Here is a 25,936-nt window from a genome sequence, read left to right as displayed (position 1 = left end):
AGGGCTTTTTATCGTGTAATTGCATACAAACGACAAGCTTGATTTTCGCCTAAAAAGCAGTTGATTTGGGTAAAAAAGTGCTGCTGATTGGTTAGATTTATATTTTTGTATAGATCGATAAGACAGGCTATAAACAACAATTAAATTTGAGTAAATCATTAATTTTATTATTTTATTTAAATATATCGAGATGACTACCTGACAGTAATCATCTCGAAATTGGAGGTATAAAATGACTTTAATCTTGCAGTTCAGGCAAATCAAACCAGATGACTTGAGCATCTTGCAAAGCTTCAATCTGACTTGCCTCTAAAAAGGCAATGGCGCCGCCAGCTTCTACCGTATGCTCTGCAATCTTGATTGAACCCGAAATAACATGCACATAATTAATATATTGGGTCGCTTCGATGTTTAGGCTTTGACCCTGGTTAATCACTGCAGTTTTAACTTCGGCTTGCTGACGAATATGCATCGGTGCATTTTCGTTAGGGCCAACAATCAAATGCCATTGATTCGGCTGTTCATGTGGGTCACATTTGATTTGTTGATAGTTTGGTTCTGCATTACGTTCATTTGGAATAATCCAGATCTGCAATAAATGAACCAGCTCATCACCCTGGTTAATTTCACTGTGCTGAACACCTGTGCCGGCACTCATCAGCTGCCATTCACCGGCAGAAATTCCACCTTCATTACCCATGCTGTCTTTATGAGAAATCGTTCCCTTAAGCACACAGGTCAAGATTTCCATATTGTCATGTGGATGGGTGCCAAAACCATTATGCGCTGCGATCAAGTCATCATTAATTACACGCAAGGCGCTGATACCCATGAGTTTGGGATTATACCAGCTACCAAATGAGAAGCTGTGTTTAGACTCAAGCCAGCCCATTTTTACATGACCGCGGTTGTCACTGGGGTGTAAAAAAGCATTCATATTGATGCTCCTATCATTATTTTAAACATGAACTTATTTTAATGGTTTGAAAATGACATAGAAATCATAAAACGGCAACAAGTCATCCTGTTTTTGAAACGATGATGTTTATATTGTTGAGGCAGCAGTTTATAAAAAAGCCTGCAACAGATGCAGGCTTTTCTTCATACAGGGTGCAGGGATTATTCCAGGAATTTAACTGTGACACCCGATTTGACTTTTTTACCCAAATCATTAGCATCCCAGTTGGTTAAACGGATACAGCCATGCGATGCAGTTTTAGAAATTGCAGATGGATTTGGTGTACCGTGGATACCAAATGATTTTTTACTTAAACCGATCCAAATGTTTCCGACAGGAGCATTTGGACCTGGTGGTAAAGAAAGCGGTTTTGTATTATTGCCTTGAATAAAGTTACTTGGTGAATAGCTGTACCATGGGTTTTGCGCTACACCGGTAATTTTATAGGTGCCTGTAGGGGATGGAGTATCTGAGCTACCAATTGTGGCAGGGAATGAGCCAATCATCTGGTTACGACTATTAAATAAGTACAGTTGTTTCGCACCTTTATGTGCAACGATCAGATGAATATCTTCTGGAACTTCATTGCGGATATTAGCAACGATAATTTTTTCACCGGCTTTTTTGAAGGTTGCCTTAGGATTTAACTTTTTCAAAAAGTCTTCATCCATATGGAATTTTTCACCCAGCATTTCCGTTACGCGTGTGTAATACAAGCCTTTCATTTTGGCTTGCAGGGCATAATCGTGCGGAATGGTTTGTGCATAAGGACCTTTCAGGTCTGCATCGGTAATCGTATATTCAATAAATGCAGGCTTAGCACCTTGGCGAGCAATCAAAGCATCCCAAGTTTCCTGAGTTAAAATACCTGTCGGTTTAATGCCGTTGATTTGCTGGAAGGATGCAATGGCTTTCAGGGTATTTTTACCACTTGCACCATCAATTGCACCCGGAGAAGCATGGGCATTGTTGAGCATCACATGAGCGCGTGCATAAACAGGGAATTGGCCTTTACCAATATTGTCATACCATGTAGCGTTATTTAAACCTTCTAAGGTCCAAGAGGCTTTCGCAGAAGCAGGAGTAGTAGTTGGCGTGCTCAGTGTTTTTGTAGTCGGTGCAGCACCAATCGCAGCATTATTATCTTCAGTATTTTGAAGATCTTGCAGGGTTTGCGAGGCCTTGTTCAGGTCATTTTGTTCTTGTGGGGTAATCTGTGCATTCGCAGTGCTTGCAGCACCAGATGCGGCATCGGTTGCCAGTGGATCAATCGGATCTTGAACCGCCGTATTCGCAATCTTTTGAGGATTTAATGGTTGTTCAGCAGTAGATGCGGCAAACGCTGTACCCGCAAAAATGCAACTTAAACTCATGGCGAGTAATGTGCGAACGTACATGTAATTCAACCTTAAGAATTATTCATTAACTATGTGACAAAACTAGGCAAGTATTGCAGAAAAAATGAGGAGATGCAGTATTTGTTTTGTGTAAAAAAAATTTTACATTTAACGTGATCGATTTTTAGCTGCAAGAGAAGTTACTAAATTTTCGACCTTTTTGTTATGATGGTTCGAAGATTAAAAATGAGATGGGAAAGTAAATGACGACGCTAAAAAACGATCGTTTTCTGCGGGCCTTATTGCGTGAGCCGGTAGATACCACACCAGTTTGGATGATGCGTCAAGCAGGACGTTATTTGCCTGAATATCGTGAAACACGTGCCAAAGCAGGTGATTTCCTTTCCCTGTGCAAAAATAATGATTTTGCCTGTGAAGTGACCTTACAGCCTTTGCGTCGTTATGACCTGGACGCGGCCATTCTATTTTCAGATATTTTAACCGTGCCGGATGCTTTAGGGTTGGGCTTGTATTTTGAAGCGGGAGAAGGTCCAAAATTCCATAAGACTATCCGTACCGAGCAAGATGTGGCGAATTTACCCAATTTTAATGCCAAATCCGATCTTGATTATGTGATGAATGCAGTCAGCACCATCCGTTCAGCCTTGGGTGGTCAAGTGCCGTTAATCGGTTTCTCGGGTAGCCCGTGGACATTGGCCACTTATATGGTGGAAGGCGGTTCCAGCAAGGAATTTCGCTATACCAAACAGATGATGTATGCACAGCCTGAAGTGTTACATGCTTTGCTGGACCGCTTGGCGATTGCTGTGATTGATTATTTAAATGCGCAAATTGATGCTGGAGCGCAAGCGATACAGATTTTTGACAGCTGGGGTGGTGCGCTGGCACATCGTGAATATATCGAATTTTCACTGAATTACATGCAAAAAATTGTTGCTGGTTTAAAACGTGAAAAAGACGGACGTAAAGTTCCGGTGATTTTATTCACCAAAGGTGGTGGACAGTGGCTTGAACCTATGGTGGCAACTGGTGCTGATGCCTTTGGTTTGGACTGGACTACATCTTTGAACGTGGCACGTCAAACCGTGAATGGCCGTGCTGCATTACAGGGCAATCTCGATCCGGCCACTTTATATGGTAACGCTGCATCGATTGAAAAAGCCACCAAAGCCATGCTGGATGATGCTTATGCGGGTGGTGAAAAAACAGGTTATGTGGCTAATTTGGGCCATGGTATTACCCAGTGGGTTGATCCTGCTAATCCTAAAGTGTTTATTGATACGGTGCATGAATACAGCGCTAAATATCTTTAAATCTGTATGAGTTAATTCATTATTAGGATTCAACCTTGATCAGTTTTTTTAAATCATGTTTTGAGTTCTCAAATAAGGCAGCTTCGGCTGCCTTATTTGGGATATTGCTGCTGATTGCTTTTGCACTTAGCGCCTCTATGGGCAATCAGGAGTTTTACGGCTTCTTCAGATATGATTATTTATTGTTCTATGCCTTGATCATTCAGGTCTGTTTGCTGTATTTAAAACTGGAATCGTGGGCCGAAGCCAAAGTTATTGCCTTGTTCCATATCATGGCCATGGGCATGGAAATTTTTCTGACCCATCCGCAGATAGCATCCTGGCAATATCCACAGCCGGCGGTGTTTAAAATACTGACCGTACCCTTATTTGCCGGATTTATGTATTCGGCAGTGGGCAGTTTTTTTGCACGCTCACTCAGACTGTTTCAGGTGTCCTTTGAGAAACTGCCAAGCTTTCCGAACATGCTGGTTCTGGCGGTTTTTTCCTATATCAACTTCATGAGTAAATTTTTTGTTCCCGATATCCGCCTGTTTCTCTTCGCCTGGAGCGTGATCATTTTCTGCAAAACCAGAATTCGCTTCCAGTTGCAACAGCATCAGCTACAACTCCCGATGTTGCCCGTACTGATTGTTTTAGCGTTTATAATCTGGATTGCAGAAAATATCAGTACTTTTTACAGAATCTGGCTGTACCCCAGTCAGGTCGATGCCTGGCATATGGTCGGCTGGGGCAAGATGGGTTCCTGGTATTTACTGCTGCTCTTGAGCCTGGTTCTGGTGCTAAAAATACTGGGTAATCGCAGTAAAGATGGGGTTTGGACTTTAAAAAATAAATAAATTCGATGGTTTATATAGTAGAAAATAACTTTAGGATAAATTGCTTTGCGTTATAAGAAAGTTGCCGCTATCTTACAGAGGTGTAATAAAATTTACACAATGGTGAAGAATTAGAACGCTTGAATAATAAATTTTGGAGAATAACCATGTTGAAAAAATTAGCTTTAGCTGCAGTTGTAGCCCTCGGTTCTACAGCAGCATTTGCAGATCGAGATGCAGGTTGTGGTATCGGTTCTCAAGTCTGGGCAGGTCAATCGGGTAAGGTGCCTAAAATTCTTGCCGCAACAACCAATGGACTTTTTGCCAACCAGTTATTCGGTATTACCTTTGGTACGCTAGGTTGTAGCGGTACAGGTACGGTAACTGCTCAAGCGGTGACTTTCACCAATGAAAATGCTGAATCTTTGGCACGTGATATGGCCGTTGGAGAAGGGGAAAGCCTGAATGTACTGGCTGAGCTTTTAAATATCAAAGCACAAGACAAAGCCCGTTTTTTTGCGGTTTCTAAACAAAACTTCACTAAAATTTATGCTGCAGAAAATCACGATTCACTTCAGGTACTTGCTTCTTTGCAAGCGGTGATGGCTAAAGATGAAGTGTTGAAAGCCTACGTATAATAGATAAACACAAAACCCTGTCATTCTGACGGGGTTTTTTCTTATTTTACATTTCTTCTTGAATAAAAGATAAATACCCAATTTGCATGAAATCACTTGCGTTCGTTTTTGCTTTAACCTTTTCCACAATGACCTACTCGGCAACAGCTGTTGAAAGCGTTGAAGCTCATATCGCTCAGCCCTACATGGAACGTGCAGCACAACAAAAACTAGACCAAGACATCACCTGGCTCAGACTCATGTATGCTGATAAACAAGGGCAAAGTGAAGTCAGCTATGCAGGTTATTTCTTATCGCCAAATGGTCAAGTTGATTTAAAACAGGAATTGCAGGCCAATATTCAGGCCTTATTTCAACCCGCAGCGCCGAATCAGTCGCTGCGTTGCCGTTTTCCTGCACGTAGCCAGTGGTTAATGCAGCAACTGCATATTTCTGAACAGCAATTACCAGTGGTCACTTGTCCGGAACTAGACGACTGGATTGGTCAAATCAAGCCTTATAAAGCCACACTAATCTATGCCACCGACTTTATGGGTAATCCCAGTTCGATGTTTGGGCATACCTTACTGCGCCTGGATCCCCAAGATCAGAAACAGCTGAATTTGGTATCCTACGCCGTGAATTATGCAGCCACAGTCACCGAGGGCGAAGGCTGGTCTTTTGCCTGGAATGGCCTAACCGGACAGTATCCGGGGGAATATTCCTTAATGCCTTATTACCGTAAGGTCAAGGAATATGGGGATCTGGAAAGTCGGGATTTGTGGGAATATGAACTTAGCTTAACTCCTGACGAAACCCGATTTTTAGTGCAGCACATTTGGGAAATGAAACATGTGAGTTTTCCTTATTATTTTGTCAGTGATAACTGTGCCTATAGTTTATTGGGGCTCCTTGATCTGGTTCGTCCAGCGCTGAATTTAAAACAACAGTTTAAAGTCGCAGCCATTCCTGTTGAAACCATAAAAGCCATTGAGCGGCAGGGTTTGGTCAAGGAAACGATCTATAGACCGGCTTTAGAAACCCAGCTGTTATCGCAAGCCAGACAGCATGGCAAAAGTCTGGCTAAAGTGGCGCATCAAGTCGCTTTTGCCGAACCTATAGAAATGTCTAGGCAAATGGAGGCGTATCAGGACTTGGATAAAGCCAAGATTTTAGAAATGGCCTATGATGATTTATACCTGCAATTTATCGGGCGTAAAGTTGAGCCGGTTTTTGCCCAGCCACGCTTGCGCCAGCTATTGAGTATGCGCAGTGAAATAGATCTGGAAAAACAACGCCAACAACCACAACGCCCTAAAGTAGACCCTACTCAAGCACATGATGCCCGTCATTTTTTGGTCAATATGGGGGAGTTACAGGGTGAGAAGTTCGTCGAGTTGGGACATCGTCAGGCTTATCATGACCTGATTGATCCGCAAGGGGGCTTCAGGACGGGTACGCAGTTGCTATTTTGGGATGGTTCAATTCAGTATCGTGATGATGAGTTGAAACTGGAGCATTTTGATGTTCTGAGCGTGAATTCTTATAACCCTATAACTCCATTTAAAATGCCACTGAGCTGGGGTTTTAACTTTGGCTGGAAGCAGGAAGCTTTGGAACAAAATGGTCAGTTCAGTGAGCAGGAACAGCACGGGATTGCCAATTTACAGGTTCAGATGGGCTATAGCTATGCAAACCCGGCACGTGAACATTTGTGCTATATGCAACTGCAAAACCATATACAGACCGGCAAGGCTTTAGATCAGGGCTGGCGTGTCGGGATGGGACCGACTATAGGTTGTCAAAATATCTGGTCAGATCACATCAATAGTCTGCTACAGCTGGAATTACCGTATTGGGAAGATTCCAAGCAATGGCAACTTAAACTGAACACCCAGTGGCAATATGTCCTGAATCCGCAAAATGTCATTCGTTTTAATTGGCAATATCAGCAACAAGATCATAAGGACTGGATGAAAACCAGTCTGGGCTATGTACGTTTTTTTTAATACTTTATAAAAATAAATTTATTTTTTCTCATTACTTATGAAAAAACATCGAATAGTTCACAAAGTTATTTTTATTAAAATTTGTTATATTAGTCATCTAAACATCTCCCTCATATTCAAAAGCTGTTGGAATCAATTGTATGAATACTGAAAGTATTGCTGTGCTTGCCGCACAATGGAAGTCGGTTTGCCAGGACTTTTCAACAACTGATTTAAACGATACTTTTCAATTTATTCAAGCACATTCCCAGACCCTAGTCGATGAGTTTTATAAAGATATCATGCAGGAAAAGGAAGCATCCTATTTCTTATCTGATGATATGGTCCAGAACCGCTTAAAAACCACGCTGAATCAATGGTTAATCGATTGCTTTAATGTACCCTTGCAGCAGAACTTTATCGAGATTGTCGAAAAGCAGCTGATGGTGGGTAAAGTCCATGCGCGTATCGGCATTCCATCCTGGCTGATTATGCGGGGTATCGGTGAAATTGAAAAGAAAGTCTTTTTGCTTCAGACCGAGCAGACGCAAGAAAACCGTCTGACCATTGCAGCGTATATTGTGCAGATACTGGGTTTTGCTTCGGAAATTATGTGTCGCTCCTATGAAGTCAATCTGGAAAAAAATAATGACACAAAACATACCTATCGTTTATTTTCTGCCATGCAGGATGTGTCGGCGCAAAAGGACAAGCAACGCAGCTCATTATTAGACTGGGAAAATGAACTGATGTTTAAGGTATTTTCGGATGAGCCGAAATTTACACATCCCTTGCTGTCAAAATCTGAATTTGGCTTATGGTTTATCCATAAAGCTGCTTATGCATTTACCGGGACCGAGCAGGTCTCGACCATTATTGACCGTATTCACCAGATTGATCTGCTGAGCCAGCAAGTTTTAAATGCCACTGAAAGAGAGCAGGCCATTCAGCTGATCCAGCATATTCGTGAAAATAACAGGGAGATTCAGCATCTGGTCGATCAGCTGTTTCAGGTGGCTGACTATATCGACTCGGGCAGTGATTCCCTCACTCAACTGCTCAATCGACGCTATTTACATACCATTGTTTCGCGTGAAATTAATTTTTCCCGTAAACATAATGCCCCCTTGTCTTTGCTGGCCATAGATGCCGATTACTTTAAACGGATTAATGACAAATTCGGCCATGCAGCGGGTGATTCAGCTTTAAAGTTTATTGGTGAAGTCCTGCTCACTTCCATTAAGGGCAGTGATTATGCATTCCGTGCAGGTGGGGAAGAGTTTTTATTGTTGCTGGTAGATAGCGATTTGGTTCGGGCACAAGAGATTGCAGAACAGGTCCGTAGCCGGATTCAGGAAACTACCATTCGTACCAGCATGGGCATCAGTTTTAATTTTACAGTCAGTATCGGCTGTGCATTATATGATGGTCATCCAGACTATCAGCGTTTTCTGGATGCAGCAGATGCAGCACTCTATGCAGCAAAAAATAATGGCCGAAACTGTATTCAAGTCACCAAGCAGGTTGCGAGTTCTTAATCTGGAAAAATCAAATCGATGAATAAAAAACTCCTCATATTCAGGGAGTTTTTTATTTGAAAATTTATGGTGAGTTATATTTTTTAAAGTCAGGCTTCGACAATCACGTAGTATTTTTTCACAGCTTCAAGCACTTCAAAGCTTCCCTTAAAGCTGGGCGGAATAATCCCAGCATTTCCAGCAGTCACTTCAATATAAGTTCCGGTCGCTTGGTCGTGGATGCGAACGATACCTTCAATCACCTGAAAGAACTCCTGTTTGTTGTCGGCAAACTGAATATTCCAGCAACCGACTTCACAATGCCAGATGCCACAGCCCATATTGGGATGTTCATACAGGCTATACGTTTCACGTTGAGGATTGCCTTGAACCAAACGGTCAGGGCGGGGGTAATCAATTGATTTTTCAGCGTGCGTTAAGCCTTGTCCTGCTAACAGAATTTGCGACATGAGAGGTCCTTAATATGTGTGCTTCAATCAGGAGATATCAATTTTTGTACGGTGTTATTTAACCACACACAAAAAAAGCCTCAATCGCTATTGAGGCTTTTTTTTAGAATTAAATTAATAGCTTTCAGGCAAGGCAGCCAAAAATTCACGACGTTCATCTTTATTGGTTTTAAAATCACCCACAAAAGAGACAGTACGGGTAGTCGATTCCTGTTTGCCTACACCGCGCATCATCATGCACATATGCGCAGAATCAATCATTACCGCAACACCACGTGCTTGAGTCACTTCAGCCACAGCTTCAGCAATTTGCTGGGTCAGGTTTTCCTGAATTTGCAGACGGCGCGCAAACATTTCAGTAATACGGGCAAATTTGGATAAACCTAAAACCTGGCCTTCAGGTAAATAGGCAATATGCACACGGCCATAGAACGGCAATAAATGATGTTCGCAAAGTGAATAGAATTCAATATTTTTGACCAGGACCATTTCACGGTTGTCAGAAGGGAAGACCGCATTATTGGTCACTTCTTCTAAAGTTTTGCTATATCCAGACGTTAAATACGAAAAAGCTTTAGCAGCACGCATTGGCGTATCTTTAAGACCAGGACGATTAAGATCTTCACCAACGGCAGTTAAAATGTTGGCGTAGGATTGCTGCATAGACATAAGACGTGTTCACTTACACTGATATTGAACAAGGACGGCATTGTAGCAGAAAACCGCTACAATGCCCTGTTTTAGAGAAAAATTCCGATTACTGTTTGAATTTTGGGTTCTTTTCTGCACGTTTTAGCAGAACCAGAACAGCACCGGTGCCACCTTGCTTTTCAGGTGCACTGACAAAGGCTAAAACATCACGGTGCTGACGCAGCCAGCCATTGACATAGGTCTTTAAAATGGCTTCAGGACCTTTGCCGTGCACAATTTTAATGACATTCTGATTTTCGTCTTTGGCCATTTGAATAATCTGGAGCACCGCAACACGGGCTTCTTCCACCGTACAGCCATGCAAATCAACCGCTTCAAACCAGCGCAGGTTACCTGCTTTTAAATCTTCAAATACTTTATGCTGCAAAGTTGCAATCCGATAGCTTAAAGTCGCCTGACTGGCTACCGGATTGAGCATGGCCTGTGTATCAGACAACTCTGCCTGATCGGTTTGCATAGGGCCGGTCGCAGCTGCTCGTTTCGCTAAAGTTTGTGCATCCGGTTTTTTCTTTGACGCTCTTTCAAGTTTTGCAATGTTGCTGGTGTCCATCTTTTTGACACCTTGCATTTGCTTTTGAAAAAGTGCGAAGTCATCTTCCTGCTCTTGTTCAGCAGTCTTTTGCACAGGCTCAGGCTGCTTCGTAATCTTCGAGGAATGCGGATTAGTGATTTGCTTTTTAAAAGATTTCAGTAAATTGTACTGATCTTTCGAAAGCGAAGAATCATGTTTACTCATAATCTTAATTATTCATCAAACAGTTTCAGGCTGACCAAATAATGCCGTAAAGGCATGATCTGGACGAGGCTGTTTCATAAAACTTTCACCCACAAGGAAGGCATGAATATCATGTTCTTGCATCATGTGGACATCATCTGGTGTGGCAATGCCGCTTTCAGTCACCAATAAACGTGAGGGTTCGAGCAATTTTTTCAAACGCAGCGATGTATTTAAATCGACATCAAAGGTTTTTAAATTGCGGTTGTTTACACCCAGCAAGCAACGTTCTGAAAGTTTCAGTGCACGTTCCAGCTCATCTTCATCATGTACTTCAACCAGTACATCCAGATTATGTTCGAATGCGGTTTTAGACATTTCTTCCAGTTGCTGGTCAGACAGACATGCCACAATTAAAAGAATACAGTCTGCATGCAGGGCACGGGCTTCAATCACGCCATAAGGGTCAATCAGGAAATCCTTGCGTAATGCCGGCAGGGCACAGTGCGAACGGGCAATCTGGATATTTTCGTCTGCACCCTGGAAAAAGTCCACATCTGTCAGTACAGACAGGCAGGCTGCGCCAGCTTGCTCATACTGCTGGGCAATTTCAGCAGGATTAAAATTCTCACGAATCACGCCTTTAGAAGGAGAGGCTTTTTTGATTTCTGCAATCACACCTGGACGCTTGTGTTGTAAAGACTGCGCAAAACCACGTACAGGTGTTGCTGCTTGTGCCAGTTCTTCTACATCTTTATAGCTGTGTTGCTTAAGGCGGGCAGCAAATTCTTCCTGCTTACGGTCGACAATTTTGCCTAAAATTGTATTTGCGATATCTACCATGATCTTTGTCCTACCGTCTTAAGCTTCGTATTCTTTTAAAGTTTTGGTGAATTCAGACAAAATGCCCATTTTTTCTAAAGCTTGACCGCCATAGATAATGTCATGTGCCAAAGCAACACCTTGCTTATAGCTATGGGTCAAGCCTGAAACGTAGATACCTGCACCGGCATTGAGTGCAATCATATTTGCCGCTTTTTCACCGATTGCAGATTTTTTCTTGCCTAAAGCATCTTTAATTAAAGCCAGGCTTTCAGCTGCACTATCTACAGAAAGGCCGGTTAAAGTTTGCGATTCAATGTCGACTGCTTCAGGCTGAATTTCCCATTCCGTGATTTCACTATCTTTCAGTTCAGCCACATAAGTTGAAGAGGCAAGACTGATTTCATCTAAGCCATCTTTGGAATGCACTACCATGGCATGTTCTGCGCCCAGCTGTTTCAATACTTCAGCCATTGGGAGACAAAGTTCAGTGGAAAATACGCCAATCACAAAGCGTTTCACACCGGCCGGATTGGTGAGCGGGCCAAGCAGGTTGAAAATACTGCGAAAGCCGAGTTCTTTACGCGGACCAGCAGCATATTTCATCGCTTTATGGTGATTCGGTGCAAACAGGAAGCCAACCCCCATTTCACGGATGCAGCGTTCAGTTTGTTGCATGTTCAGGTCAAGATTAATTCCTGCCTGTTCAAGCAAATCAGAAGAACCTGATTTGGATGACACACCACGGCCACCATGTTTGGCAATGGTGGCACCAGCAGCTGCAATGACAAAGCTTGATGCAGTCGATACGTTAAACAGGTTTTGGCCGTCACCCCCTGTACCCACAATATCAACTAAATGTGGAAGATCGCTGACATCAATTTTAATTGCAAATTCACGCATGACACGTGCAGCGGCAGTAATTTCATCAATACTTTCGCCTTTTAAGCGCAGTCCCATCATCAAGGCACCAATCTGGGCATCAGTGGCCTGACCATTCATGATGGTACGCATCACGTCTTCCATTTGCGGTTGAGTGAGTTCGATATTTTTAGTGATGTTATTTAAAGCTTGTTGAATATTCATAATCTTTGTAGCGCTCATTATGCGTAAATTTCTAAAAAGTTTTTAAAGATCTGATGACCGTGCTCACTCAGAATGGATTCAGGATGGAACTGCACGCCTTCGACCGGCAATGTCTTATGTTTCACACCCATGATCTCTTCCATAGAGCCATCTTCTTCATTGGTCCAGCAGGTCACTTCCAGGCATTCTGGCAATGTCGCCTGATCAATCACCAGTGAGTGATAGCGCGTTGCAGAAAATGGGGAAGGGAGATTACTGAAAATCCCTTTATTGCTGTGATACATGTCCGATAAACGGCCATGCATGACTTTTTTAGCCCGAATCACATTTCCACCAAAAGCTTGTCCAATACTTTGATGTCCCAGGCATACGCCCAATAGGGGGATTTTACCGGCAAAGTGCTGGATTGCTGGAATGGAAATACCAGCTTCGGAAGGAGAACAAGGGCCAGGACCAATGACGATATACTTCGGTTGCCATCGCTCGATATCTTCCAATGTCACGGCATCATTACGGACTACTTTTACTTCCTGATTTAACTCGCCAAAATACTGCACGATGTTGTAGGTAAAAGAGTCATAGTTGTCGATCATTAAAAGCATGAGCTAACCTATTGAAATTTGCGCACATATATGTGCTCGAATAGTCCAAGAATACTCGCATGATTCAGATTTTCACTGCCTGGTCCAACTGAAACTAAAGGCAGTAAAACGGCTAAAAAAATGGAGTGCGAATCATCATAGCAAAAAATAAACATTTTCGGCTGAACTATTTCCATGATAATGATTTTATAGAAATCACTACATGAGAATAAGCTGATTTATTTGCATTTTATGTGGAAGAAAATTCATCGAAGATGAGGTTAATCATCTTATGTTATTTTGAAAATATGCTACAAGTACCACCTCCATTTAAAAGCTTAATATAAGATACTTAGTTTGTATTAGTAATAAACTATTTTTAAGTAAGTATTGCGCTAGTTAAATTAATGTGATTGAAGTTTGGCTTCATAAAGGTTCATAAAACTGTTGCAATCAGATTGGCAGCTTGTCACCAAAATGGCGCAGAGTATTTCACGCTTTCGACTGTTTGAAATATCTGCAATTTAAGGGCCAAAAATAAAAAACATATCTATAATAATAAGATAGCTTGTATTTATGCTTTAGGTGAGTTTTAGTTTGAAATAGAAAATGCTGAAAATATTCAATAATGAAATCATTAACATGACAGAAAATAAATTATTAAGAATTTATTTTAAGCTGAACTGATGGATATTCAGGCAAATCGCAAGAAAAATAGGACTCTTATAAAAGGGAAAAATAAATATGCACCAATTTGATACACTAAAAGCTACTTTTCAAGTAAATGTGATTATGAGTGTTTGAATATGGTGCATTTAGATTTACACACAGTATAATAGCAACAAAGCAAAAGGCTCAAATCTTCTATTCTGATAAAGAATTCAATATTTTAGCTTTGCTTTTTAAAAGTTGGTACGAGAATTGCTTTATAGACACCAACTACTAACACGCACTTAGCAGGTGCAACAAAAAATCATCGGAGCAAAATGAGCATGGCGAACAAGGTCCTTCAACTCATCCAAGAAAGTGGCGCAAAATGGGTCGATTTTCGCTTTACTGATACTAAGGGTAAAGAGCAGCACGTAACTTACCCTGCAGATACAATCGACGAAGATACTTTTGAAGACGGTAAAATGTTTGACGGTTCTTCAATTGCTGGTTGGAAAGGCATTGAAGCATCTGACATGATCTTGCGTCCAGACGCTGAAACATGTTTCCTTGACCCGTTCTTCGCTGAAGCTACAGTTGTGGTAACTTGTGACGTAATCGAGCCATCTACTGGTCAAGGTTATGAACGTGACCCACGCTCTATCGCTCGCCGTGCAGAAGAATACTTAAAATCAACAGGTATCGGTGATACTGCATTCTTCGGTCCAGAACCAGAATTCTTCGTTTTTGACGAAGTAAAATGGGACATCGACATGTCTGGCGCGCGCCACACATTGATCGCTGAAGAAGCTGCTTGGTCTACTGGTAAAGATTACGAAGCTGGTAACTCTGGTCACCGTCCACGTGTTAAAGGCGGTTACTTCCCGGTTCCTCCTGTAGATTCTTCACAAGATATGCGTGCTGATATGTGTGCCCGTATTGAAGACATCATGGGTCCAGGTCGTGTAGAAGTACATCACCATGAAGTTGCGTCTTGCCAGTTAGAAATTGGTGTGAGCTTCAATACTATGGTGCGTAAAGCTGACGAAGTTCAACAGTTTAAATATGCAGTTTGGAACGTTGCACACCAATATGCTAAAACTGCGACTTTCATGCCTAAACCAATGGTAGGTGACAACGGTTCTGGTATGCACGTGCATATGTCAATCTCTAAAGATGGCAAGAACCTGTTTGCTGGTGATGAATATGCAGGCCTTTCTGAAATGGCATTGTACTTCATCGGTGGTGTGATCAAACATGCTCGTTCATTGAATGCGATCACTAACCCATCTACTAACTCGTACAAACGTTTAGTTCCGCATTTCGAAGCGCCGATCATGCTTGCTTACTCAGCACGTAACCGTTCTGCTTCTATCCGTATTCCTTACGTTTCTAGCCCTAAAGGCAAGCGTATTGAAGCACGTTTCCCAGATCCAATGATGAACCCGTACTTAGGTTTCGCTGCATTGTTGATGGCTGGTCTTGACGGTATTCAAAACAAGATTCACCCAGGTGAAGCTGCTGACAAGAACTTGTATGATCTTCCTCCTGAAGAAGAAGCTAAAATCCCTACAGTGGCTCACAGCCTGGATATGGCGCTTGAAGCTCTTGCAGCGGATCATGATTACCTGCTTAAAGGTGGCGTGTTCACTAAAGAAATGCTTGAAGCCTATATCGAACTTAAAACTGAAGAAGTACGTCGTCTGAACACGACTACTCACCCAGTTGAATTTGATATGTATTACAGCCTGTAATTCATATTCGAATTTAGGTTCAAGAAAAACCCGCGCTTGTCGCGGGTTTTTTTTGTATGATCTATTCAATTACTTGAAGTATGTACACGACTATGGCGCAGCGTAAAAAGCACATCGGTTTCTTTCCTTGGATTGATCCAAAGGATCATGAAAAAGGATTTAAACTGAACTTTTCAGAAGTGACTTATATTGAGGTTGGGCGAACAGTGGAAGGCTATAAGCAAGCTGAGTTCGTTGCTCTGAAAAATCCTGAACTGGCTCTGGATTATGCTTATCCTAAAAGTTTTTATTTAACTGCCGAAGGCATGATTTTAATTAAAACTCCGCAGGGAAAATTTGAAGTCATCGCCAAAACAGACAACAGTTAAACCAAAATTTCATTTTAAATTAAATGATAACAAGTAAGCTCCAGTCTTCTGAATATCATTTAAACTATGTATAAATTTTCATATTTTTAAGAGCTTTATGGTTATGCGTGAACCGCTTGCATACGCAAATCAAAATTCAACTATTTTACCTGCATTAAAATCGTGGTTATATGCTTCAGGTTCACTGACACAACAATTAACCGATTTTGCGGGTGGGGTATTCAAGGTCCAGCCTATTGAAGAGCACTATCAGCGGCTTCTACGTGCCGATGCACAATGGATGAATATGCCGCATCAGCATACATCTTGGGTACGTGAAAGCTATTTATATGGTTGTGATGCAGAGCCGTGGGTCAAAGCGAAAAGCATTTTTCCAATCCTAAGCTTGCAGCGTCGGGCACGCCTTTTTAAGCATATTGGTAAAAAACCTATAGGATGGTTTTTATTTCAACGCACAAACCCTATATGTCAGCGTCGTGTCATTCTGCTGGAAGATGGCTGGACACGGCAAAGTTGCTATACTTGGCATGGTTGTAAATTTATTGTGCAGGAAACTTTTTTACCTGCATTTGAGCAATTTATTCAACAAAAAATTAAACAGTAATCTGGTTAAGGATGGTCATGGCAACTGCGCATCAAATTACCTGGCGTGAACGCCTGGAAGCTTATTATTATCTCTGTCGTTTTGATAAGCCGATTGGTACGGAACTGGTGTTTTGGCCAACCATGTGGGCGTTATGGATTGCCAATCAGGGTATGCCATCCATCAGCATTTTGATTCCCATGATTTTGGGCACGATTTTTATGCGTGCGGCAGGCTGTGCCATTAATGATTTTGCTGACCGGAAAGTAGATGCATATGTGGAACGGACTAAAACCCGTCCACTGGCGACCGGAATTATCAGTGCTCAAGAAGCAATATATGTATTTTTAGCTCTGGTTGCTGCTAGTGCCTGTATGTTGTTCTTTTTGCCGATTGAAACCTTTTACTGGTCATTTGGGGCGTTGTTTCTGGCATTTATCTATCCGTTTATGAAACGCTATACCCACTTGCCACAAGTCTTTCTTGGCGCGGCATTTTCATGGTCCATTCCAATGGCCTATACCGCAGTTGGACAGATACCGGATTTAACCTGCTGGCTTCTGTACTTTGGTAATCTGGCCTGGACAGTGGCTTATGATACTCAATATGCCATTACCGACCGTGAATATGATTTGAAGATCGGGGTAAAATCCACAGCGATTTTATTTGGCAAATATGACATTGAAATTATTTCTTTATTGCAAGTTATTAGCCTTGTATTGATTGGCAGTGCTCTGTATTTGGAAAGTCTGTTGATGCCATTTGGTTTAATCGCATTGCTATGCGTTGCTGCAGATTTTATCTACCAATGGAGCAAAACCCATGACCGTGATCCGCAGCGCTGTTTTTGGGCATTCCGTCATAATCGCTGGGTAGGTGTTATGATTTTTGCCGGAATTTTTCTCGCTTTGTTTTAATGATTATTTGAAGTAAAAATCGTCATAAAAAATTATCCGTATGGATACTTTTTATTATGGGTTAAATGTAGGCTGCGACATCAGTTCAACTGACTTTGTATCTTTAGTTCCTGAGTAATGAACTGTAATGCGGCATTTTTTGAATTTTTTCTAAAACTGGCATACAGCTGCAAGGTTGGAAGTTCAAAATCGGTCGCAATCACTTGCACATGATCGCCGAGAAATTTTAGCAGGTATTCCGGAACGAAACTAAAGCCCAAGCCCATATTGATCATGTTGATATGTTGCAGAACATTGGTCACCCAGTGCATCTGATGATGTGGTAGATGTTTGAGCTGTAATTGTTTATTGATCTTTTCATAGAAAACCGGTGAGGCGCTTTGTTCACACATGATGATGTTCTGTTTGCTCAAGTATTCACGGTTAATCTGATGTTTAGAAGGATGAAGTTTCTTTGCTGCCACGACATAGATTTTTTCAGTCAGCAAGCACAGGTTCTCATAATCATCATGCTGCACAGCATAACGGGTAAAGGTCAGGTCGAGTTCAGCATTCTTGAGGCGCTGAATTTGTTCAAGGCAGGTCAGACTTTGCACATGGATCTGTAGATCCGGAATTTGCTGTTTGAGTTTATCCAGAATTAAGGGCATGACCTTCAGTTCTGCCACATTTAAAAAGCCGATATAAATCTGGTTGTTTTTGTTATAAGCCACCTGTCGTGCAGCGGATATGGCCAGCTGGGCATTTTCCAGCGCATTCTGTGCATAAGGTAAAAAGGCTTCACCTTCATCGGTCAGACGGATTTTTTTAGCAGAGCGGTCAAACAGTAACACGCCGATTTCTTCTTCCAGGTCTTTAATCTGCTGGCTTAATGAAGGTTGTGCAGTAAACATTTTTTCAGCAGCCTTGGTAAAACTGCCTTGCTGAACCACGCTGACAAAATATCTTAAATGACGTAATTCCATAATTCACCACACCTATAAACCCGATTGCACAGTCTCTTTCTGAGCTGATGCCGCAAATCAGATTATGAAATGTGGCAGACCTAAAAACTATGCAACCATAGTTTAAGTCTATGGGTGTTCTGCAAAATAACGTGGTTGCATACACTGAGATCAGACAGCTGAAGGGTGACATTGAAAAGGAGTAGCTGATGTCTGAGCAATTTGATACGGATGTGCTGGTGGTGGGAACAGGTCCTGCGGGATCAACCTTGGGACTGGCACTGGCCAATTATGGTATTAAAGTCCAGCTTTTTACCCAGTTTAGCTGGCTAGCCAACAGTCCACGTGCACATATTACCAATCAGCGGGCCATGGAAGTGTTGCGTGATCTCGGCGTAGAAGAACAGGTCAAGCAGATTGCCACGCCCTGGGAACAGATGGGGGAAAGCCTGATTACCACCAGTCTGGTCGGGGAAGAAATTGCCCGTTTAAGTGCCTGGGGTACTGGTGATGAACGACATGGTGATTATGTCAAGGGCAGTCCCTGTCCATTGGTGGATCTGATCCAGCCGAAAATGGAAGCATTGTTAGCAAAGAATGCCGCCGAACGTGGTGCGATTTATAACTTTAATACAGAATATCTGTCTCATACTCAGGATGAACACGGTGTGACGGCAACCTTTCTAAACCGGATTACCAATACCGAGTTTAGCTTACGTGCCAAATATCTGGTGGGTATGGATGGTGCACGCTCTAAAATTGTCGAGCAGTTAAATCTGCCGCTTGAAGGCGTCATGGCGCGTGCCGGTACTGTGTATGTGACATTTAAGGCGGATTTAAGCCAATATGTGCAGCATCGTCCAGCAATCCTGCAATGGATTGTTAACCCCGAAGCCAGTTTTGGTGATTTGGGTATGGGGCTACTGCGCGCTATTACCCCATGGAATGAGTGGATTATGGGTTGGGGCTTTGATATTTCCAAAGGTGAGCCGCAGGTGACTGAGGAGCAGGTTCGTGCTCGCCTGAATGCCTTTGTTGGGACTGAAGTTGAAGAAGTAGAAATTCAAAAACTGTCGTATTGGTATGTAAATCAGACTTGGGTGACAGAGTATTCCAAAGGTCGTGTGTTCTGTGGTGGTGATGCAGTACACCGTCATCCACCATCCAGTGGTTTAGGCTCGAATACCTGCATGCAGGATGCCTTTAACCTCGGCTGGAAACTGGCCTATGCGGTGAAAGGCTGGGCCAAAGAAAGCTTGTTGGATTCTTATACTCGTGAGCGTGCACCTGTAGGCAAGCAGATAGTCGCCCGTGCTAATCAATCCCGCTTCGATTATAAGCATCTCAAAGAAGTCTTTGGTTTTGATCATGGTGTAACAACACAGGTAGAAATGTTGCAGCGAATTTTCGCTGAAGATGACGCGGGTGCCGAGATTCGTCAAAAATTATTCCAGGCGCTCGAGATTAAGCATTTCGAATTTAATGCCCAAGGGGTAGAGCTGAATCAGCGTTATGATTCAAATGCTGTGATTGCCGAGGCGACAGCGGAAACCTTTATGCAAGATTCGCAGCTTTACTTGCAGGCAACGACACGCCCGGGGGTAAAAGTGCCGCATACCTGGCTGATTAATGCCAAAGGACAGAAGCAATCGACCTTAGATATCGTAGGACAGGGCCGCTTTACCTTGTTGACCGGGCTGTCTGGTACAGGCTGGAAAAATGCGGTGCATGCTATGAATTTACCTTATCTGGATGTGATTCAGATTGGTTCCCGCGAATACCGCGATGTTTACGGAACCTGGAACCAGAAATCTGAAATCCATGAAGCGGGTGCGGTACTGGTACGTCCGGATGGTTATGTGGCTTGGCGAATGCAAGACAAGCCTGAAGCAGACTTTGATTATCTTAAAACCTTGCAAGAGGTATTGCAGCAAATTCAGCTTGCTGTCTGACTGTAGAGATAAAAAGCCGGTTTCGACCGGCTTTTTTGATGCGAGTTTACAAAGCAGGTGAATGATCTGTTGAGACAGCACAGGGTTTTGTTATATTGGACAGGCAAATTTAGTGTGTATATAGATTGACAGGTATTGATTATGTCGCAGTCAGGCGCGAAGCCCAATCCCAAGAAGATGATTATTCTGATGAGTCTTGGTTTACTTATCCCGATTTTTCTGGTCTCTATGGCCTATCTGGCAGTCAGTAGCGACGAGAAAAACCAGCAAAAATATCAACAGCAGCAGGCTGAAATGCTGGAACGGATCAAAGCCCGTGAAGCAGCTGAACAGGCTGCTTCTAAGCCCACTGTAGAGCTATCTGAACAGCAAGCCAGAAATAATTGAGATCGATACTGAATTCAGCCACCGCATCATACGGTGGCTTTTTTATGTCGAAATGGAGTTAATTTAAAATGTCTTTTTTTAAGTTGTGGGTACTTGGAATATCGGTATAGCGATAGACCTGATAGCCTGCTTCGTTCAGCATGGCATCACGCTCGGCATCTTCCTGTTCCTTACCTATATGGCTGGGATCATCCAGTTCAATAATCGCGACCACTTCGAGCTTTTGATTCAGTAAAACGAAGTCGGTGACTTTACGGTTAAACTTGTTACGGATCTTAAAGTTGTCATTGGTGATTAATGCGCTAAAAGCAACTTGAGCCAAAATATGATGTTGTGGAAAGGCTTCTTTCAGCCGGATAAACATTTTACTTTCAAAAGGCGTGATCACACGTTTAGGGAAAAATTTCTGCTGTGGTTTGAACAGTTGCTGAAAAACAAGGGTCAGCAAGGCAAGAGTGGCAATGCAACCAATAATAAAAAAAGTGGCTTGGCTTGAGTCGAACACAATAAAATCTTGATATAAGAAAAAACCCACTCTGTTGAGTGGGTTTTTAGAATTTGGCTCTCCAACCTGGGCTCGAACCAGGGACCTGCGGATTAACAGTCCGTCGCTCTACCGACTGAGCTATTGGAGAATCTGGTACGCATTCTATGTATCTCGGCTTACAGGGTCAAGAGTTTAGTGTTAAAAAAGCCATGAAAATGAATTGAATGTTTTAAAAATAAACTTATTGCTGGTTATTTAAGTGATTTTATTAGGTCTATATAGTTTTCTTTGCTTTGTAATGGGTGGGCTTGACGGCATTCGTCCAGCAATTTCATCACTTCAGCTTGGGTAAGCTCAGGTTTGAGTTGCTGCTGAATGTGTTTTAAAACCTCCGGGTTCTTTTTGACTAAATTACGGGTGCAATGAAACAGGCGTTCATACATGAGCGCGGAAGCCTGCTTTTTATTTTCAGAATTTTGACTACATTGAAACACGGCGAACATCACAACAATCAAAATAATCCAGAAAATGAGAGATTTTAACCAGGTGGCATTCATAGCAGTTTATTAGAATATTGTTATTAGAATGAAAATAACCAAATTTTAATCAGCGAACAAGAGATAGGAGAATGATCTACAATTTTAATAAAAAGTGATGACTCAAAAGTAGAGATCGTAAAAGTGCAGATTGCAGGAAATGTAAATCTGCTGAATAAAAAAAAGCCCACTTCGCAATGAGTGGGCTTTTTAGAATTTTGGCTCTTCCACCTGGGCTCGAACCAGGGACCTGCGGATTAACAGTCCGTCGCTCTACCGACTGAGCTATGGAAGAATAGATGGCTCTCCAACCTGGGCTCGAACCAGGGACCTGCGGATTAACAGTCCGTCGCTCTACCGACTGAGCTATTGGAGAATCTGATGCGCATTTTAGGGATGAAAACTAAAGTCGTCAACAAGATAATGTAAAGAAATGAATTATTTGCTTTATTAATATGCGTTTGGGTTCTGAAAATAAAAAAATCACCCATAAAGGGTGATTTTTTAAGCAAAAAATAAAAAATATTTTATTTCTTATTTTTCAACGCCAGCAGCTTGACCAGCATATTTAGCATTTGCGTAATCCCAGTTTACCAAGCTTTCCAGGAAAGTTTTGATATAAGCAGGACGTGCATTGCGGAAGTCGATGTAGTAAGCGTGTTCCCAAACGTCAATAGTCAACACAGCAACTTTACCATGAGCAAGTGGAGTGTCGGCATTTGAAGTTTTAAGGATAGAAAGGTTGCCATTTACTTCATCCGCAACCAACCAAGCCCAGCCTGAACCGAATTGAGTGGTTGCAGCAGCAGCGAATTCTTCAGCAAATTTTTCATAAGAACCGAAAGCTTCATCAATTTTAGCCGCTAAAGCACCAGTCGCTTTACCACCACCATTTTTAGCCATACAGTTCCAGTAGAATGTATGGTTCCAAACTTGAGCCGCGTTGTTGAACACGCCAACTTTAGCAGCATCACCAGCAGATGCTTTAATGATTTCTTCTAAAGTTTTACCTTCAAGGTCTGTGCCTTTGATCAGGTTATTCAAGTTTACAACGTAAGTGTTGTGGTGTTTGTCGTGATGGTATTCTAAAGTTTCTTTGCTGATGTGCGGAGCAAGATCTTCATAACCGTATGGAAGTGCCGGTAAAGTAATCGTTGTCATGTCTTCAATTCCTTGCATTTTGCTGGGTTTTAACATTAAGTCGCTTTATTGTAATAGATTCTTGAGGAAAATTGCGCATTGCTTATAAATAACAATACAGAATAAAGCCTCAATTTATACGTATAAAGAAAATGTTAAACCGTCATTAAATTAAATCAGATTGTTTAATTCAAAGTAACTATACTCAATATCGAACTGTTCTGAAATAGCTTTTGCCAGACGTTGTACTCCATAACGTTCGGTGGCATGATGCCCGCAGGCATAGTAGTGCACATTCAGTTCTTTGGCTTCGTAAAAAGTCCGTTCACTGACCTCGCCGGAAATGTAGGCATCACAGTTTTGCTCCGCAGCTTTGCCAATAAAATCTTGCGCGCCACCAGTACAATAAGCCACTTTCTGAATGCTGGTTTTTTCCGCGGGAAGATGGATGGCGTTAAAATTTAAACGTTCAGACACATACTGTTTAAAGTCTTCAGCAGACATGGCGTTTTTTAAATAACCAATATTGCCAATCGGGTTGCGTTCAGCTGGATCTAAAGCTTCAATATTTTCTAATGCTAACATCTCGGTAATCGCGGCATTATTACCTAAAGTAGGGTGACTATCTAAAGGTAAGTGATAGCCGACCAGTGAGATATCATGCTGAATCAGGCTTTTAATACGTTTACCGCGCATACCTGTAATCGGGTAGGGTTCACCTTTCCAGAAATAACCATGATGCACCAGCAGTAAGTCGGCACCTTGTTCAATTGCAGCTTCAATCGCATCCTGAGATGCCGTAACAGCACACAAAATTCTGCTAATCTCCGGTTTGCCTTCTATTTGCAAGCCATTTGGTGCATAGTCTTTAAATTCGTGTGATTTCAGGGTTTGATCACACCACTGAATAATCTCGCTGAGCTTTGCCATAAATTTCTCAAAAGCCTTAATATTGAATATCATCAAAACATATTTTGAATTGTAACTAAAGCAGCACAAAACTCTGAATTATTTTTAAGTTTCCTGCTGTATTTCATTTTACAATGGCCGATAAATTACTTAGTCATCAACGAATTAAAATATTGTTAGAGGAAATTACCGTGCGCCGCACCTTTTCATGGTTACCTTGGGTTTTACTTGTTTTAGTCACTCTCGGTTTTCTTGTCTGGCAACATTCTCAGAAGCCGCAAGCCCCTGTTGCATCTGACGGTATAAAAATGCCAAGAGAAAAAGTCGAGCCTTTAGTTAATACCAACAGGGCGGGTGCAGTCGAATCTTACAGTAATGCCGTGAAGGTGGCGGCTCCTGCGGTGGTGAATATTTTCACAACCCAAAAAGTGAATAAAGCAGAGCACCCTTTGTTAAATGACCCTGCATTTCGCGAGTTTTTTGGTGATCAGGTCCCTGAACAGTTTGATCAGGAGCAAAATGAAAACAGTCTGGGGTCGGGTGTTATTGTACGTTCAGATGGCTATATCTTGACCAACAATCATGTAATTGCTCAGGCTGAACAAATTGTGGTGGGTCTGAATGATGGACGCCGTGCAGTCGCTAAAGTGATTGGCACAGACCCAGATTCTGATCTGGCGGTAATTAAGATTGAACTCGACAAGCTGCCGGTTTTGCCTTTTAAACTCAGCGGCAATGAAGTTGGGGATGTGGTGCTTGCCATTGGTAACCCATTCGGTGTGGGACAAACAGTCACTCAGGGGATTATTTCTGCCACCAACCGTTCAGATTTGGGCATTAATACTTATGAAGACTTCATTCAAACCGATGCGGCGATTAATCCGGGGAATTCGGGTGGAGCACTGATTGACGTGGCTGGTAATCTGATTGGTGTGAATACGGCTATTTTCTCGCAATCCGGTGGTTCACTGGGGATTGGTTTTGCCATTCCTGCGAAAGTGTGTCAGCAAATTCTAAATTCAATTCTGAAAGACGGTCGTGTAGTTCGCGGCTGGTTGGGCATTAGCCTCATGCCAGTACAACAGGACAATATTCTTGAACCTAAGCAAACTGGCGTAGTCGTTGCTGACGTACTTCCTCGTGGTCCTGCAGCCAAGGCAGGAATTAAAAAGGGTGATAAAATTATCCAGGTCAATGGTGAACCGATCACTTCTGCTTCCCACTTGATTAATTATGTAGCCTTGCAAGCACCGAATAGCACCATTAAAGTTGAAGTGGTGCGAGATGAGCAGCCATTAACCCTGAATGTGGTGGTGACTGAACGTAAAGCACAGAATAATAATTCACAATATATTCCTTTACCTCAACAATAAAAACAATCCTGCTATTGATCCACGTTGAGGTGAATGAGCAGAGAAAAAGCGCATTTCGATGCGCTTTTTTTATGGCCTAGCTTAGGGCTTATCTGATGACTAGATAACTATAGATTATTTAGGCAATAAAAAAGCCCGCTTTAATGCTGCGGGCTTTTTCGTATTTGGCTCTCCAACCTGGGCTCGAACCAGGGACCTGCGGATTAACAGTCCGTCGCTCTACCGACTGAGCTATTGGAGAATCTGCATGCGATTATAAGCAGATTTTACAGGGGGTCAAGCTAAAAGTGTCATGATTCCTTAATTTTTATGCCGTATGCTTTTTATTTAAACAACTCAATTAAAAATCCTAAAAAAACTTGCACAGCCAAAACTGGCTTGTTAGATTAAATACATAACAGAGCGTTTGAATGTAAGTTCAAACAGTGTGGATTTAAACCAACTTGCCAGCACTAAAATGGCTAAACAGGAGAAAGCGAATGCATACGCTGACGATTGCCGAAATTTTTTCAAATTTATCTTTTTATCAAGATAATTACCTTTCTATTATTCAAGACCCGCAGTGCTATCAGACCGCTGTTGAGGATGCTTATATCCAGGTCTGGCCTGTCGGAACTCAAGTCTTATATCTGGGTGACTTGTTGCAGCTTTGGTTTAGCGATAAATGGTTGATTAATTCACCTTGTCAATTGCTGCTGGATAGTTATTCGAATGGTCGCAAGCAGCCTTTGCAACGTGATCGTGATCTGTATTTGTATCAGCTGAATGGTAGCGCTTTATCTGGACGTAACAATTCTAAAGTATGGTCGGTGTCGGAACAGAAGAAACTCTCTATATCACTCGATAGCGTATTTAAATATTTATGTATCTATAAGGGAACTTCACGTCCGGAAGTGGCTTTATCTGCTCTAACAAAATCATTTAAATCGGCCGTTTAATCATGTACTCGCACAAGAGCTTAGTAAATGACTTAAGCTCTAAGTG

General features: G+C 42.1%; 26 protein-coding genes and 4 tRNA genes. 13 read left to right on the top strand and 17 right to left on the bottom strand.

The window, feature by feature from the left end; genetic code table 11:
* Positions 1-238 precede the first annotated feature (238 nt).
* Both FTT87_RS05715 and FTT87_RS05710 read right to left on the bottom strand, forming a co-directional pair.
* On the bottom strand, positions 239-937 hold the full coding sequence (locus FTT87_RS05715) for a pirin-like bicupin family protein (RefSeq protein ID WP_180081130.1): 699 nt from the start codon (positions 935-937) through the stop codon (positions 239-241).
* Between the two features lie 182 nt (positions 938-1,119).
* Positions 1,120-2,355, bottom strand: coding sequence for a L,D-transpeptidase (locus tag FTT87_RS05710; RefSeq protein WP_086194972.1), 1,236 nt, complete (start codon positions 2,353-2,355; stop codon positions 1,120-1,122).
* A 203-nt stretch (positions 2,356-2,558) separates the two neighbouring features.
* Here FTT87_RS05710 and hemE point away from each other — a divergent pair, with 203 nt between their 5' ends.
* The 5 genes from hemE to FTT87_RS05685 all read left to right on the top strand — a co-directional run bounded on the left by hemE (position 2,559) and on the right by FTT87_RS05685 (position 8,590).
* Positions 2,559-3,629 (top strand): uroporphyrinogen decarboxylase, encoded by a 1,071-nt coding sequence (gene hemE, locus FTT87_RS05705; protein ID WP_086194973.1) that lies wholly within the window; start codon positions 2,559-2,561, stop codon positions 3,627-3,629.
* Between the two features lie 38 nt (positions 3,630-3,667).
* Positions 3,668-4,468 carry a DUF817 family protein gene (locus tag FTT87_RS05700; protein WP_373423500.1) on the top strand — a complete coding sequence of 267 codons (801 nt, stop codon included), beginning with the start codon at positions 3,668-3,670 and terminating at the stop codon, positions 4,466-4,468.
* Positions 4,469-4,614: 146 nt separating this feature from the next.
* Complete coding sequence (locus FTT87_RS05695) at positions 4,615-5,085, top strand: DUF3015 family protein (RefSeq protein WP_086194975.1); 471 nt, start codon at positions 4,615-4,617, stop codon at positions 5,083-5,085.
* Between the two features lie 86 nt (positions 5,086-5,171).
* Positions 5,172-7,073, top strand: coding sequence for a DUF4105 domain-containing protein (locus FTT87_RS05690; RefSeq protein ID WP_180174548.1), 1,902 nt, complete (start codon positions 5,172-5,174; stop codon positions 7,071-7,073).
* Positions 7,074-7,213: 140 nt separating this feature from the next.
* Positions 7,214-8,590, top strand: a complete 1,377-nt coding sequence (locus FTT87_RS05685) for a diguanylate cyclase (RefSeq protein ID WP_180174547.1) — start codon at positions 7,214-7,216, stop codon at positions 8,588-8,590.
* An 89-nt stretch (positions 8,591-8,679) separates the two neighbouring features.
* Here FTT87_RS05685 and FTT87_RS05680 read toward each other — a convergent pair whose 3' ends face one another.
* The 6 genes from FTT87_RS05680 to FTT87_RS05655 all read right to left on the bottom strand — a co-directional run bounded on the left by FTT87_RS05680 (position 8,680) and on the right by FTT87_RS05655 (position 12,975).
* Positions 8,680-9,039 carry a cupin domain-containing protein gene (locus FTT87_RS05680; RefSeq protein WP_180174546.1) on the bottom strand — a complete coding sequence of 120 codons (360 nt, stop codon included), beginning with the start codon at positions 9,037-9,039 and terminating at the stop codon, positions 8,680-8,682.
* Positions 9,040-9,153: 114 nt separating this feature from the next.
* Positions 9,154-9,702 (bottom strand): GTP cyclohydrolase I FolE, encoded by a 549-nt coding sequence (gene folE, locus FTT87_RS05675; RefSeq protein ID WP_171522021.1) that lies wholly within the window; start codon positions 9,700-9,702, stop codon positions 9,154-9,156.
* 94 nt (positions 9,703-9,796) lie between these two features.
* A complete protein-coding gene (locus FTT87_RS05670) occupies positions 9,797-10,486 on the bottom strand; it encodes a Smr/MutS family protein (protein ID WP_166170114.1) in 690 nt (229 codons plus the stop codon).
* 15 nt (positions 10,487-10,501) lie between these two features.
* Entirely contained in the window at positions 10,502-11,308 is an 807-nt protein-coding gene (gene trpC / locus FTT87_RS05665) for an indole-3-glycerol phosphate synthase TrpC (protein ID WP_180174545.1), read from the bottom strand.
* A gap of 18 nt (positions 11,309-11,326) precedes the next feature.
* On the bottom strand, positions 11,327-12,373 hold the full coding sequence (gene trpD, locus FTT87_RS05660; RefSeq protein ID WP_180174557.1) for an anthranilate phosphoribosyltransferase: 1,047 nt from the start codon (positions 12,371-12,373) through the stop codon (positions 11,327-11,329).
* A 17-nt stretch (positions 12,374-12,390) separates the two neighbouring features.
* Positions 12,391-12,975: an aminodeoxychorismate/anthranilate synthase component II gene (locus FTT87_RS05655; RefSeq protein WP_218944725.1), complete on the bottom strand. Its 585-nt coding sequence runs from the start codon at positions 12,973-12,975 to the stop codon at positions 12,391-12,393.
* A gap of 965 nt (positions 12,976-13,940) precedes the next feature.
* Here FTT87_RS05655 and glnA point away from each other — a divergent pair.
* From glnA to ubiA, 4 genes are all read left to right on the top strand, one after another.
* On the top strand, positions 13,941-15,356 hold the full coding sequence (gene glnA, locus FTT87_RS05650; RefSeq protein ID WP_171263131.1) for a type I glutamate--ammonia ligase: 1,416 nt from the start codon (positions 13,941-13,943) through the stop codon (positions 15,354-15,356).
* A gap of 92 nt (positions 15,357-15,448) precedes the next feature.
* Positions 15,449-15,724 (top strand): hypothetical protein, encoded by a 276-nt coding sequence (locus FTT87_RS05645; protein WP_180042703.1) that lies wholly within the window; start codon positions 15,449-15,451, stop codon positions 15,722-15,724.
* 103 nt (positions 15,725-15,827) lie between these two features.
* Positions 15,828-16,328 carry a chorismate lyase gene (locus tag FTT87_RS05640; RefSeq protein WP_086194986.1) on the top strand — a complete coding sequence of 167 codons (501 nt, stop codon included), beginning with the start codon at positions 15,828-15,830 and terminating at the stop codon, positions 16,326-16,328.
* 17 nt (positions 16,329-16,345) lie between these two features.
* Positions 16,346-17,224, top strand: a complete 879-nt coding sequence (ubiA, locus tag FTT87_RS05635; protein ID WP_180174544.1) for a 4-hydroxybenzoate octaprenyltransferase — start codon at positions 16,346-16,348, stop codon at positions 17,222-17,224.
* Positions 17,225-17,304: 80 nt separating this feature from the next.
* Here the strand turns inward: ubiA and FTT87_RS05630 are convergent, their stop codons facing one another.
* Positions 17,305-18,189 (bottom strand): LysR family transcriptional regulator, encoded by an 885-nt coding sequence (locus FTT87_RS05630; protein WP_180042701.1) that lies wholly within the window; start codon positions 18,187-18,189, stop codon positions 17,305-17,307.
* 188 nt (positions 18,190-18,377) lie between these two features.
* Between FTT87_RS05630 and FTT87_RS05625 the strand changes: the two genes are divergently transcribed.
* Entirely contained in the window at positions 18,378-20,120 is a 1,743-nt protein-coding gene (locus tag FTT87_RS05625) for an FAD-dependent monooxygenase (RefSeq protein ID WP_180174543.1), read from the top strand.
* Positions 20,121-20,261: 141 nt separating this feature from the next.
* Positions 20,262-20,507: a hypothetical protein gene (locus FTT87_RS05620; protein ID WP_086194990.1), complete on the top strand. Its 246-nt coding sequence runs from the start codon at positions 20,262-20,264 to the stop codon at positions 20,505-20,507.
* A 58-nt stretch (positions 20,508-20,565) separates the two neighbouring features.
* On the opposite strand, the gene FTT87_RS05615 is transcribed toward FTT87_RS05620, so the two are convergent.
* The 7 genes from FTT87_RS05615 to FTT87_RS05585 form a co-directional block, all read right to left on the bottom strand.
* Positions 20,566-21,012: a DUF2726 domain-containing protein gene (locus tag FTT87_RS05615; RefSeq protein WP_086195135.1), complete on the bottom strand. Its 447-nt coding sequence runs from the start codon at positions 21,010-21,012 to the stop codon at positions 20,566-20,568.
* A 54-nt stretch (positions 21,013-21,066) separates the two neighbouring features.
* Positions 21,067-21,142, bottom strand: a tRNA-Asn gene (locus tag FTT87_RS05610).
* Between the two features lie 103 nt (positions 21,143-21,245).
* The gene (locus FTT87_RS05605) at positions 21,246-21,551 is read right to left on the bottom strand and encodes a hypothetical protein (protein WP_180042699.1); all 306 of its coding nucleotides are present in this window, start codon (positions 21,549-21,551) and stop codon (positions 21,246-21,248) included.
* Positions 21,552-21,749: 198 nt separating this feature from the next.
* A tRNA-Asn gene (locus FTT87_RS05600) sits at positions 21,750-21,825 on the bottom strand.
* A 5-nt stretch (positions 21,826-21,830) separates the two neighbouring features.
* A tRNA-Asn gene (locus FTT87_RS05595) sits at positions 21,831-21,906 on the bottom strand.
* Positions 21,907-22,064: 158 nt separating this feature from the next.
* Complete coding sequence (locus FTT87_RS05590) at positions 22,065-22,691, bottom strand: superoxide dismutase (RefSeq protein WP_086195136.1); 627 nt, start codon at positions 22,689-22,691, stop codon at positions 22,065-22,067.
* Between the two features lie 150 nt (positions 22,692-22,841).
* Complete coding sequence (locus FTT87_RS05585; RefSeq protein ID WP_180174542.1) at positions 22,842-23,600, bottom strand: Nif3-like dinuclear metal center hexameric protein; 759 nt, start codon at positions 23,598-23,600, stop codon at positions 22,842-22,844.
* A 170-nt stretch (positions 23,601-23,770) separates the two neighbouring features.
* On the opposite strand from FTT87_RS05585, the gene FTT87_RS05580 reads away from it, so the two are divergent.
* Positions 23,771-24,952: a S1C family serine protease gene (locus FTT87_RS05580; protein ID WP_180042741.1), complete on the top strand. Its 1,182-nt coding sequence runs from the start codon at positions 23,771-23,773 to the stop codon at positions 24,950-24,952.
* Between the two features lie 165 nt (positions 24,953-25,117).
* On the opposite strand, the gene FTT87_RS05575 is transcribed toward FTT87_RS05580, so the two are convergent.
* A tRNA-Asn gene (locus tag FTT87_RS05575) sits at positions 25,118-25,193 on the bottom strand.
* 238 nt (positions 25,194-25,431) lie between these two features.
* Between FTT87_RS05575 and FTT87_RS05570 the strand changes: the two genes are divergently transcribed.
* Complete coding sequence (locus FTT87_RS05570; protein ID WP_180042697.1) at positions 25,432-25,890, top strand: hypothetical protein; 459 nt, start codon at positions 25,432-25,434, stop codon at positions 25,888-25,890.
* The last annotated feature ends 46 nt before the right edge of the window (positions 25,891-25,936 follow it).

Origin of the sequence: Acinetobacter sp. YH01022 (genome assembly GCF_013420235.1) — a bacterium.
Classification (GTDB): domain Bacteria; phylum Pseudomonadota; class Gammaproteobacteria; order Pseudomonadales; family Moraxellaceae; genus Acinetobacter.
This window is presented reverse-complemented; position numbering and strand designations above follow the sequence as displayed.